This window comes from Halomonas sp. LS-001, from assembly GCF_052983955.1.
The window spans coordinates 3,750,569-3,763,179 of sequence record NZ_CM129816.1 but is presented as its reverse complement, the minus strand read 5'-3'; the positions used below and the strand labels follow the sequence as shown (position 1 = coordinate 3,763,179).

General features: G+C 53.1%; 8 protein-coding genes. All 8 read left to right on the top strand.

Features of this window, described 5'->3' with window-relative positions:
* Window positions 1-342 precede the first annotated feature (342 nt).
* The 8 genes from ACU6TU_RS16710 (at window position 343) to ACU6TU_RS16675 (ending at window position 12,536) form a co-directional block, all read left to right on the top strand.
* Window positions 343-1,518 (top strand): glycosyltransferase, encoded by a 1,176-nt coding sequence (locus ACU6TU_RS16710; protein WP_447142495.1) that lies wholly within the window; start codon window positions 343-345, stop codon window positions 1,516-1,518.
* Between the two features lie 54 nt (window positions 1,519-1,572).
* The gene (locus ACU6TU_RS16705; protein ID WP_447142494.1) at window positions 1,573-1,824 is read left to right on the top strand and encodes a hypothetical protein; all 252 of its coding nucleotides are present in this window, start codon (window positions 1,573-1,575) and stop codon (window positions 1,822-1,824) included.
* The gene (locus ACU6TU_RS16700) at window positions 1,817-4,735 is read left to right on the top strand and encodes a glycosyltransferase (protein WP_447142493.1); all 2,919 of its coding nucleotides are present in this window, start codon (window positions 1,817-1,819) and stop codon (window positions 4,733-4,735) included. The genes ACU6TU_RS16705 and ACU6TU_RS16700 overlap by 8 nt, the downstream gene beginning before the upstream one ends.
* 12 nt (window positions 4,736-4,747) lie before the next feature.
* A complete protein-coding gene (locus tag ACU6TU_RS16695; protein ID WP_447142492.1) occupies window positions 4,748-5,599 on the top strand; it encodes an ABC transporter permease in 852 nt (283 codons plus the stop codon).
* A 48-nt stretch (window positions 5,600-5,647) separates the two neighbouring features.
* Complete coding sequence (locus ACU6TU_RS16690; protein ID WP_447142491.1) at window positions 5,648-6,841, top strand: ABC transporter ATP-binding protein; 1,194 nt, start codon at window positions 5,648-5,650, stop codon at window positions 6,839-6,841.
* Entirely contained in the window at window positions 6,838-7,599 is a 762-nt protein-coding gene (locus tag ACU6TU_RS16685) for a DUF4214 domain-containing protein (protein WP_447142490.1), read from the top strand. Before ACU6TU_RS16690 ends, ACU6TU_RS16685 begins: the two co-directional genes overlap by 4 nt.
* A complete protein-coding gene (locus ACU6TU_RS16680) occupies window positions 7,596-8,618 on the top strand; it encodes a glycosyltransferase family 4 protein (RefSeq protein WP_447142489.1) in 1,023 nt (340 codons plus the stop codon). Before ACU6TU_RS16685 ends, ACU6TU_RS16680 begins: the two co-directional genes overlap by 4 nt.
* Window positions 8,619-9,284: 666 nt before the next feature.
* Window positions 9,285-12,536, top strand: coding sequence for a DUF4214 domain-containing protein (locus ACU6TU_RS16675; RefSeq protein ID WP_447142488.1), 3,252 nt, complete (start codon window positions 9,285-9,287; stop codon window positions 12,534-12,536).
* The last annotated feature ends 75 nt before the right edge of the window (window positions 12,537-12,611 follow it).

Sequence of the window (12,611 nt, the reverse complement as noted above, 5' to 3'; positions counted from 1 at the left end):
GTTCTTATTGACGACGTTTTTATTGACGTAGTTAGTAAGCGGTTATTTAAAAGCGTTCGTTATGACGCATTAATTAGCATTAGCAGGATGATACGCGATCTCGCTTGTGTTGGGGAGCAATCCGCCAAGCTTCTCTGGTTTGTCTTGTGAATGTCACGGGTTGATGTAATCCATGCGGATGATGTTTCACTGACCCGCTATCGAGCAAAAAGTGTACCCCGAGCCTGACAGCAGGCTTGGGATTTTTTTATGAAGCTGTGTTTGTTCTGTTGGCTGGAGCCAACGCCATGCTTGCTTTAAGCTATAACGCTTTATTCCGCTCGACATGGAAAGCAGGTCATCATGCAAGAAGTCCCTAAATCGCACTTTCAGCACCTGCGTGTCGCTCTTGTGCATGACTGGCTGGTGGTCAACGGTGGTGCTGAAAAAGTGCTCAAAGGGTTGGCGGAGGTCTTTCCCCAGGCAGAAATTTTTACCCTGGTACATACGTTGGCTGATGACGCCGCGCCCTGGCTGAACCGGCACCGCATCCATACCAGTGGTTTGCAGCGCTTGCCTATGGTGAGTCGTTTTTATCGTCATTGCCTACCGTTGATGCCTTACGCTATTGAGCAGTTTGATCTGCGCGGCTTTGATCTGGTGATTTCATCCAGTCACGCAGTAGCCAAAGGCGTTATTACGCATCCTGGCCAGGCACATCTGTGTTATTGCCACACACCAATGCGCTACGCCTGGGATATGAAAGAAACCTATCTGGAAGACGCGGGATTTCGCGTACCCGGTATGGAGGCTTACGTACGTAAAACCCTCAAGCGCCTACGTCAATGGGATTACTTTACGGCCACTCAGGTGGATGCCTTCATGGCCAACTCCCACAATGTTGCCCAGCGTATCGCCAAGTATTATCGTCGTGACGCTGATGTGCTTTATCCGCCGGTGGATACCGAAAGCTTTGCTCTGCATGCCGGGCCGCGAGAGGCGTATTATCTGGCAGCTTCCCGATTGGTGCCTTATAAACGCATGGATCTGATTGTTCAGACGTTTGCTCAGGACCCGCAGAAACGTACGCTGAAAGTGGTGGGCGATGGACCGGAGTTCAAACGTCTTGCGCAGCTGGCAGAAGGCCATGAGCATATTGAGCTGCTGGGTTACCTGCAGGGAGAAAAGCTACACGATCTTATGCAGCGTGCTAGGGCTTTTGTGTTCGCTGCTGACGAAGATTTCGGTATTGTGCCTCTGGAAGCCCAGGCATGTGGCACGCCAGTGGTCGCATATGGCCATGGCGGCGCGCTGGAAACGGTCAAGGGTCTGGAGCATCACGAGGAAGCGACCGGTGTGCATTTTGGCCAGCAAACAGTCGCCAGCCTGGGAGATGCCATTGAGACCTTCGAGGCGCATGATTTTTCACCGTCCGTCTGTCGTCATCACGCCGAACAGTTCAGTGATGCCTGCTTTGCCCAAGGGTTGATCCGTCTAGTGGATGAAAAACTCACTGCAACGTCGAAAGAACACCACTGAAACGACGCGAATTGATGTCTCGAAAGGCTTCCCCGAAACCACAAGGAGTGACGCGTGATCAAGGCTGCCATCAAACGGCGACTGCGCCCCATCGTCAAACTGTTGATCCGCTATCCGCGACTCAGGCGTCTGGGTCAGCGTTTGTTGACCCCTTTTCCGAGACTCAAAGGCTGGGTTATCCGCCTGGTTCAGGCCGGACAGTACAGCGCAATGGCCGCACCCAACCGTATCGAAGGCTATGGCGAGCGACAGCAGCAGTTGATGAATGGACTCGAACAGCGCAGGAAGCCATCGACCCATGAATAACGTCATGCTTTATATTGCCGATCGCCGTCACGCCTCGTCACTCTCCGAGGAAGAAGATTGGTTGGCTGCATTGTCGGATGCCCTCGCGCAGGAGGGGCAGGCCGATATCGCGGCTGCTCACGTTTTGTTACTCGGGTTTGATCACGCGGCATTAATTGCCTGTCACCGGCATCTGTATGATCTTGGGATTGCTCCCGCGCGGTGTCACACGCTGCTGCCGGATCAGGAGCAGGTGCTAGCTGCCGTGAGTGACACCCTGGTGGATATTGTCGTGCAGCATATGGTGAAAGCACTGGCGCCGGCAGGAATAGTGAACATTGCCAACGGCGATACAATGGCCTTGTCAGCGCCAACCCCTTCATCGAATGATGCTGACAAACCGACCTTGGCCTTTGTCTCTCCCTTGCCCCCACAAGCGACAGGCATTGCCAGCTACAGTGCTGAGCTGTTGCCCTATCTGGCCGCACATTTCACCTTGACGCTGGTGGTCGACCAGCCTGAGCTGGACCCGGCGCTGCGCCAGGCGTACGCCTGTATGGATCCGGATGCGTTCAGCCAGCGGGCCAGCGAGTTTGATTATCTCCTGTATCAGGTGGGGAATTCGCTCTACCACGCCTACCAGTTTGGTTTATTGCAACAGCACCCGGGGATTGTGGTGTTGCACGATTACTTTTTGTTTGATGCTGTCTGGTGGCTGAATGAAAGCGGGTTGAAACCTGATGCCCTGACGCAGCAGCTGTATGAAGACCACGGTTATCCCGCCTTGCTTGCCCATGCCGACGCGGCACAAAACGGGCGTGGTGCTGAACAATACCCTGTCAATGGCTTGGTGACACGCCAGGCGGGTGGCTTGATCTATCATTCTGAGTTTGCCCGCTCATTGGCTGAACACTGGCAGCATGGGCATTTAGCGCCGACGTACCTGATTCCGCACCTGCGTCAACTTCCTGTCCCTTTTGACAAGCAGGTGGCACGCCAGTCATTGGGAATCCGTGCCGATGAGCGGGTCATTGCCAGCTTCGGTGGGATCAACCCCAAAAAGCTTACCCACCTGCTGCTGGAGGCATTTCTCGGTGATACTGATGAGCAGGCTCCACCACCGGTTGTCCGTGCAACGGATCGCCCCGTGCGTCTGGTGCTGGTCGGTGCCCAGCACAGTGGCGACTATGGTCATGCACTGACACGCTACCTCAAGCGTCATCCTTTTGGGCATCAAGTGACCGTCACCGGCTATGCCTCCCGCGAAACCTACCAGCAATGGTTGCAGGCCGCTGATATTGCCGTGCAGTTGCGCACGCATTCCCGGGGGGAAACCTCCGGGGCCATTTTTGATGCCATGGCGTATGGCGTTGCGGTCGTTGCCAATGCGCACGGCAGTAGCGCGGAGCTTCCTGAACACAGCCACTGGCAATTGGCCGATGAGCCAGAAACACAGTTATTGGCGTCGTTGCGCCAGGCACTGTGTCAGCTGTGCGCCGACGATGACGAGCGCGAGCAGCTCGGGCAGGCCGGGCGTGATTATGTTGCCACCATGCTGGCGCCAGAACGGGTGGCCGAGCAATATCGCCATGCCATTGTGGAAGCCCCCCTGAAAGCATCGCGCTATCGGTACGAACGGTTTCTCGATCAGCTGGCGGCCCATGCACCATTAACTACCGCGCTGCAAAAGCCGGAAACCGCCAAACAGCTGACGCAGGTGTTGAGCGAGGTCGATGTCACGCCGGATGAAAATGCGCCCCGATTACTGTTCGACGTCAGTACCATCGCCTGGGAAGACCTGAAAACGGGCATTGAGCGGGTTACACGGCGGATTGCTGATCACCTCTTGCGCCATCCACCTGCAGGCTGGCGGGTGGAGTTGATTCGCTGGGGCGGCGATGACTTTTATCTGGCGCGTGGCTTTGCCAGTGAGCAGCTGGGCCTGACACCGCCTGGGCCGGATATGCCCGTGGAAGCGCGCCCAGGAGATCGCTACGTGACCCTGGAGTGGGCTCCCCCGTTACTCAAACAGGCAGGCCATGTGATGCGCCGAATGCGCGCCAATGGCGTACGCTTTTATTTTACCGTTCACGATCTGCTGCCTTTATCGCTTCCTGAGTGTTTTCCCGAGCATATACCGGCCACCATGGACGAATGGTTTGCGTCGATCAGTGAGCTGGCCGATGGTATTACCTGTGTTTCCCGCCATGTCGCTGACGTGGTTGAGGCTGAGCTGGACCAGCGGGACCTGGATGAAAGGCATCGCCCCTGGGTTCAGCCTTTTCATCTGGGCGCGGATTTTCAGTCGCCGATGCGCAGCGCCGATGAGGCGTTAAGCAAAAGCGAGGAGCAGTGGCTTCAACCGCTTGAACACTGCCAGGGGCCTATCCTGTTAATGGTCGGCACGATTGAGCCGCGTAAAGGACATCGCCAGGTACTGGATGCCATAGAGCAGTGCTGGGCTGACAATGCGGCTATCAATCTGGTGATTGTCGGCAAGCAGGGCTGGCAGGTAGATGATCTGATTCGACGGATCAAACAGCACCCACGCCGAAACCGTCAGCTTTTCTGGGCACAGGGAGCCAGTGATACGCTGCTTGAGACACTTTATCAGCGCAGCCATGTACTGGTAGCCGCTTCTTACGGAGAAGGCTTTGGCCTGCCGTTGATCGAAGCAGCTCATCACGGCATTGCGATTCTTGCCCGGGATATTCCGGTCTTTCGTGAAGTAGCGGGCGAGTACGCGACGTATTTCCAGGCGGATACGCCGCAAGCACTGGCTCAGGCGTTGCAAGGCTGGGCGCGTGACTGGGAGTCCGGCCGTGTTGTCTCGTCTGAAGGCATGCCATGCCAGGGTTGGCAGCAGAGCAGCGAGCAATGGCTAGCGGCGTTGTTAAGTGATCATTACCCGTCATCAAATTCACCCATTTAAGGAGCCGTACCCATGGCATTGTCTGGTAACAGCGAGCCGCAATCGGCACTGAAACAACGGGTGCATCAGGGAATGAGCTGGTGGCGTCAGCATTTACCGTTAATTATTCTGCTAACGCGTCAGGAGTTGATAGATCGCCATAAAGGGTCGGTGCTGGGGCGGCTCTGGACGTTGCTCTCACCCTTGATCAATATCCTGGTGTTCGTGCTGATCTTTTCGGCCATCATGGGGGCACGTCTTGAAGGCTTTGGTGCTGAAGTCGAGCGATTTACCTACAGTATCTATCTGATCAGCGGGATTCTCGCCTGGACGGCGTTTGCCAAGAGCCTGAGCGCGATTACCAACCTGTTTATCGAGCGGGCCGGGATGATCACCAAGATCAACACCTCCCTGGCAGCGTTGCCACTCTCGGTGTTACTGGCGGAAATTGTCGTGTATCTCATCAGTATGGGGTTTTTCGCGATATTTCTGCTCATGATCGGCTTCCCCATCGACTGGCACTGGTTGATGATTCCCGTGATATTGGCCCTGCAATTGAGCTTTACCTATGCGCTGGGGTTCTCGCTCGCCATTCTGGCGGTCTACCTGAAAGATATCCGTGAAGGTGTCGCAGTACTTCTGCCAGTGTGGTTCTGGCTAACGCCGATTGTGTACGTTGACGATATTATTCCCAGCTGGGCGATGGGGCTGATCAGCCTCAATCCGATGTTTCAGTTTATTGATGCCTACCGCGAGTTGATTCTGTATCAACGCCTGCCAGGCATCGCGGGGCTGGCGACCATGCTGGTGGTAACCCTTGGGTTATTGTACGTCGCCTTCTGGTTGCTCAAACGCACCGAACGTGACCTGCGTGATTCGCTTTGATGGCGCCACTGCGCGTGTTATTAACGTTCAGCGCATCAGGAGATGACAGTGATAGTTGTTAAAAATCTGCATAAATCCTTCAAGCTATTTGCCTCACCACGGGAACGCCTGAAGGAAGCGCTGACGGGAAAAAGTCATCATTCCCAGCATGTTGCACTGGATAACATCAGCTTTGAAGTTGCTCCAGGTGAAGTGCTGGGTGTGCTGGGGCGTAATGGTGCGGGGAAATCCACCCTTCTAAAGCTCCTCACCGGTGTGCTGATGCCCGATGCGGGCACGCTGCAGATTGATGGTCGAGTGACCGGGTTACTGGAACTGGGTACCGGATTCAACCCGGAGCTCAGCGGCATTGATAACATCACCATCAATGCGCTGATGTTGGGAATGAACCACTCGGATATCGAGCATCATCGAGAGGCGATTATCGATTTCTGCGAGTTGGGTGAGTATATCCATGAGCCGCTACGCACCTATTCTTCCGGCATGGTCATGCGGCTTGGGTTTGCGATCGCCATTCACGCCGATCCGGCCTGTTTTCTGGTTGACGAAGCGCTCTCTGTTGGCGATGGCTACTTCCAGCAAAAATGCATTCAGCGCATTCGTCAGTTCAAACAGGAAGGCGGTGCGATTCTGTTTGTCTCCCACGACCTCAATGCGGTGAAGGTGTTATGTGACCGAGCGATTGTGCTGGAAGGCGGTTGCCTGATTCATGATGGTGACCCGGAAGGTGCGGTTAATCATTATAATCGCATCATGGCGGAGCAGGCTGAGGGCGATGATCTGCGCGACGGAGAAGCGGGCGCTTTCGGCACCCAGGAAGTTGTCGTGACGGATTGTCATATTCAGGGCCAGGATAGCGAAAGCCCAATGATCGCCAGTGGTGAAGTTCTCGAGATCCACCTGCACCTGAAAGCCAACGCTACGCTTGATGATATCGCCTTGGGGGTATTGCTGCGTGACCGTTATGGGCAGGATGTGTTTGGCCAGAATACCCACCAGCATAAGCAGACATTCAGTATGCAGGAAGGCGAAGAGCGGGATGTCGTCGTACGTATCAAGGCAGACATCGCACCCGGCAAGTACACTCTTTCAGCGGCGCTGCATTCCAGTGATCATCATCTGGATGACTGCTATTGGTGGCATGACAGCCTGGATACCTTTGAAGTTGCCGGTTATCGCTACAGCAAGTTTTCGGGTTTCTGTCGGCTGGATTGCACGTTTGAGATGGGATCTTCGGCATGACTGACCCGGAATTCGGCATGGATGCTTTGATTACGCGCCTCAAAGACCAGGCCGCCTTAGTTGATGCGCAGGACTCACTGGCGATCAAACGCTGGTTAACGCTATGGCAGACGCGACTGGCACCTATCTTGGACGAGTCATATCACCGGCTTTATGAGCCGCAGGCACCGCGACTGGCGGAGTTATTGAGTGCGCATCTTGAGGATGACCTTTTTGTCGAGCGTGCTTACCGGTTTTTGGTCGGACGCTCCTCGGACCAGCAAGGCGCTATCTATTATCGGCAGCTGGCGGCCCGTGAAGGACGGGTCGCGATGCTGATTGCCCTGTTGCAGTCCAACGAAGCGCAAGCCTATATCCAACAGCAGGGCCTGCAGTTGCCAGGCAGCCTGCGTCGACTGGAGCGTGGCTATCGGTGCCTGGTTGCTCTGCCAGGTGTTCGTCGCATCGGGCTCATAGCGTGGCGAGAGTTTGCGGGCCTGCTGTGGCGCAGCTACGAACAGCGCTGGCGAGAAGAGGCCGAGTATTACGACATTCTTGCCCACTACGGCAAGCGCCAAAAGGAGCATCAAGCGCTTGCCATGACGCTGGCGGAAATAGCAGATATTCAGCAGCATATCGTGGAACAGCTTAATGCTGCATCGCGTGACTCTTCCTCACAGCCTGTCGAATGGCTAAGCGTTGACCAGGCCGCTGCTATGGCAGAAATGCTGAAAAACGCTGAGAAAGCGTTAAGCGGCAAAGAAAAGGAGGCACCATGAAAATTCTGGTGACGGCGAATCACACGCCTTTTATTGCCGGTGGTGCCAATTACCATATTGAAGGCTTGGTCGCCGCGTTGCGGCGTTACGGTCATCAGGTGGAATGCCTGCGCCTGCCATTTCATTATGAAGAAGCGCAGATTGAACGCCAGATGGCGTTTGCTGAGACGCTGGAACTTAGCTCCCCGAATGATGTTGAGGTTGATCGTGTGATCAGCCTGCAATTTCCTACCTATGGCGTGCAGCACCCAGAACATGTTATCTGGTTGATGCACCAGCATCGCGTTTGCTATGAACTTTACGATCCTGCCTTGGCCAGCCCTGCCCTGGCGGCGTTAAAACCCCAGGTAGAAGCGTTTGATCAGCACCATCTTGGTCGTGCCAAGCAGCTGTTTGCCAACTCGCCCCGCGTTGCTGAGCGTCTGAAATACCATAACGACGTGACTGCAGAACCCCTTTACCACCCGCCTTATCAGGCCGAGCAGTTTACCTGTGGCGATGATTGGGGGTATGTGTTCTACCCAAGCCGCCTGGAGCCACTGAAACGCCAGTCGTTGCTGATAGAGGCGATGGCATTGACCCAGACCCCCGTGACCTTGCTGCTCACTGGCGACGGCAGCCAGCGCCATCTGCTCGAAGCGCAGATCGAACGTTTGCAGTTGGGGAACCGGGTGCGCCTGTTAGGACATATTTCCGAACAGGAAAAGCATACGCTGTATGCCCATGCGCTGGCCGTAGCATTCCCCACCTTTGATGAAGACTATGGCTATGTGACGTTAGAAGCGATGCTGGCATCCAAACCGGTGATTACCTGTACCGACAGTGGCGGCCCCACTGCCTTCGTGGAACATGCCGTGACTGGCTGGCAGTGTGACCCCACATCACAGGCATTGGCCGCTGCTTTGGATAGCGCCTATGCCAACCGTAATCAGGCAAAGCGCATGGGGAGGCAGGGTCGTGAGGCTTATCACGCCGCGCAGATCTCCTGGCATCAGGTTGTCACAAAACTCATGTATTAAAGAGGCGCTCAACCAATAAAAATGGCAGCGCCAGATATGTCATCAATTATTTTAACAATTGAAGCGTTTTGAAAGTTAACTGAAATCAGTGTCAAGCTTGAAAATTACCCTGCAGGTCAGGGAATTGTGAAAAAACGGCTTTCTTCTCAAGTGGCCCCTTGACCTGAATAGACAACTAATTAGAGTGATTAGCCAGCATTGATAGATAAATGTCAGCCATCAGAAAGGTATAAATGCATGCGAAGCGCACATGCTTGTTGCATCTTTGCCCAAGGTGGCTTTATAGTGATGTTATCGATCAGTGTTCGAAAACTGACTTAGCGCGATGTTGAAAAATCATGACGGTGACTCATGAAAATTTAACCTAGTAATTCGTACACATTCGATGCACTGCATTTTAATTACTGCCGTGCGTCAATAAATGGTTTTATAGCGTGCCGTGCGTACGCTAAATGTCACTGCTGACATTGACTTGGCTTTATGCGTGACATTACATTAGGCGAGTTCCACTAGGTTAAAGTAGTGCAGGTGTATCGGCTTCAGGCTTGGCCTGTTCGCTGAAAACCGCATTACGGTGAGGAACCCAACGAATACCTTGAGCGCTCAAGGTTGATAAGTGCCACCCGGTTTGGTGGTATCTTTCTTAAGCAAGGAGACTATAGTCCCATGGCAACACAAGAAAATTTGAATCTAGCTCAACAACTGTATGTCGCTTATTACGGCCGTCCTGCTGACGCCGCCGGCCTACAGTTCTGGGCAGAAGAAATCGAAGCCAACGGCATTGACGCCGCTATCAGCGCTTTTGGTAACTCTGCTGAGTACACAGAGCGCTTTGGCGATATGGGTAACGAAGCGCTGGTTAACGGCATTTATCAGCAAGCGTTTGGTCGCGATGCTGATGCTGGCGGCCTGGCTTTTTACACCGAGAAACTGGAAAGCGGTGAGCTGGACCTGGCAAACATTGCCCTGACCATCGTTCAGAACGCAACCGATACCGATGCACAAGACGCTTCTACGCTGGCAGCTAAAGTGGCTGCAGCTGATATGTACACCGAAGCTGCGGGTGAAGCTCATTCAGGTAACGCTGCTGACGAATATGCAGCTAACTTCTTGTCGACAGTAGATGTTGATACTGACCTTGATGCCGTGTCCATCAGTAGCGTTATTGCTGGTATTCCTTCTGGATCGGAAGAGCCGGAAGAGCCGGAAGAGCCTGCTACACCGGGTGAAACCATTCAGCACACAGCAAACGCTGATATGGTTGAAGGTACTGCCAACGACGATACCTTCGAAGCTCCGATCACCACCATCAATTTCGCTAACGGCAATACACTGAATTCTGGTGATATGCTTGACGGCGGCGCTGGTAATGACACTCTGAACGCTCAGTTGGTTGACGATGCTTTCGTTACCGGCTTCTCAGGTGCTGTTCGTCCGTCTACCGAAAACGTAGAAAACGTTGTTGTTAACGCCATTGAGACTGGAACAAACGGTTTTAGTACCTTTGCAGACAGCACGGTTACACTGAATGCTGCTGACATGTACGACCTGGTCAACGTATGGTCTAAAGACAGCAACGCGAACCTGGTGATTCAGGATGTCACCACCAAGACCAGTGATGGCGGTGTGCGTAACACTGACTCGCTGACGTTCCGCATGGACCACACGTCCAATGCTAACTCTGGTAACAGCAACCAGTCAGATATGACCGTCTATTTTGACGAAAACTATCTGCTGTCTGGTTCAGAGACTGAGTTCAACATCGAGCTGCGTATCGTTAATACGCTTGAACTGGCACAGAGCGATGATCCGCTGGATGGCTTCAGTGGCGTTGTTTTCTCTGTTGGTGACCAGGAAGTTAACGTAGATATTGAAGGTTCAGACACCTACCAGGATGTTGCGAATGCTATCAATGCTGAGCTGAACGAGCAGGGCATTTCCGGTGTTTCAGCAACTGTAATGCCTGAGCGTACAGCTGTTTTTACTGATGACATTGAAGGCTTCTCTCAAGGTCAGGTAGCTGGTAGTTACAGCCCGGTACAGCTGGTCAGCACAACAGAAGCCCTGTCTACAGGTCCGATCGAGCTGAACAGTAATATCGAAAACTTTGACGGTTTGAACACCTGGGTTCAGGGTGGCGAACTGACAACTGACAACCCGATCACTACCAACGTCGAGCTTTACAAAGCTGGCCGTGGTGATAACGGTGGTGATTTCTACGTTGGTGGTAAAGCTGGCGGCAGCATTGAAGTCTTCAACGTTGCTGTTCTGGGCGCTGATCATAAGCCTAGTGACATCGGCTGGTTGAACACTGGTCAGAATGAAGGCGGCATGGACACCGTCAAAATCTTCACTCATGAAGATTTTGTTGATGGTGAGACTCACGCTGACCTGACGATCCGCAACGGCTTTGATAACGATGCTGGTTTGGTGTCTACCGTTAACGCTGATGATTTCCTTGGCGAGTTCCTGACCATCGGTAACGTAGACCGTGTTGAGAACGTTGCTAATTTCTCTGCAACTGGCGGCGGCAATGTTGCTTACTTTGCTGATTACGCTACAACGTTGGATCACACCATCACCACAGGTGACGGCAATGACATGATCGACGTTATGCTGAGCAACACGGCGTTTGACTCTGGTTCTGAAACTTCCAAGACGTCTGTTGACATCACCTCTACTGGCGGTGATAACACAGTGATGTTGTCTTCGTCTGATGCTGAAAATGTCTTTAACCCTGTCGTTAATCTTGCGACTGTAACAACAGGTGCTGGTAAAGATGTCATCACAGGTGGCGGCAACAGCCTGATGGTTGAGTCCGGCGGTAATAACGATATTATCTACGCCGAAAACACTGGTATGAAAACCATGGCTGTTCTTGCAGCGCCTGTGGAAAGCGATGCCTTCTTTAACAGCGAAGGTGGCGTTAGCCTAGTTGAATTGCTTGACAATCGTGAAGTAACGGTTACGTTGCAGTTCCCGGGTGATCACGGCGCGGTTGACTCATACAACAACGGCATTGAGCGTACGGTAAAAGTGAATGCTCGTGAAGGTGTTATCACTGATGAGCGTGACCTTTACCAGGCTGTCGCTGATCTGATCAACGAAGACCGTGTGTTCAGCAGCTTAGCCACAGCAACTGTCACCAGTGAAGGTAATCTGGAAGTTAACTACCTGGTCGACGGTGAGACCGTTGCTGGTGATGAACTGGTTCAGATTGAAACTCGCGACGCTGATGATATTGAAAGCAACGACTTCAACAACAACCTGGTTAACGCACTGCGTGAAAAGTACAGCGACTCCACCATTGGCGCTGGCGACTTGGCGAGTGCCTACAGCGATGCTTCTGCCAAAGCCGCTGTAATGCTAGGTGATGAAGGTACTAACTCCTCTACTGGCGGTGTAAATACTGTTAATGCCGGTACTGGTAATGACGTTATCGTTCTGAGCTCTAACGACGATACGACTGATACCGTTGTGATTGACGCTGGTACTGACTTCGTCCGTAACACCATCGCTCACTTCAACGATGGCGACAATGGCGATGTGTTGGACTTCACTGCCTTCCTGGACAATGAAGCGTCTGCATCCGGCTCTACGGCGTCTCGTGACCGTGTTGCTACTGAGCTTGATCTGAAAGCCAACGGTGTTCACATCATCGATTTCGATGATCTGACGTCCAATACCACTAACTTCAATAACCTGACGGAAGCCCAAGTGGCTAACGGTATTGCTGACTTTGGTACTGGTGACATTGTCGGCAACGAAGCAAAAGCTATTGTCATGGTCGAAGGCGGCAACAGCGGTGTGTACAACGTCTACGAAGTGACAAGCGATGGTGATGACAACCAAGCTAGCCTGGTAGGCGTTATGGACTTTGGTGAGACTCAAGACTTCACCCTTGATAACTTTGCTTAAGTTGTCGCTTACTGAGGTAATTGCCTTAGGTAATCACTTCAGCTGAACGAAGATAGACCAATGAAACCCTCGGCC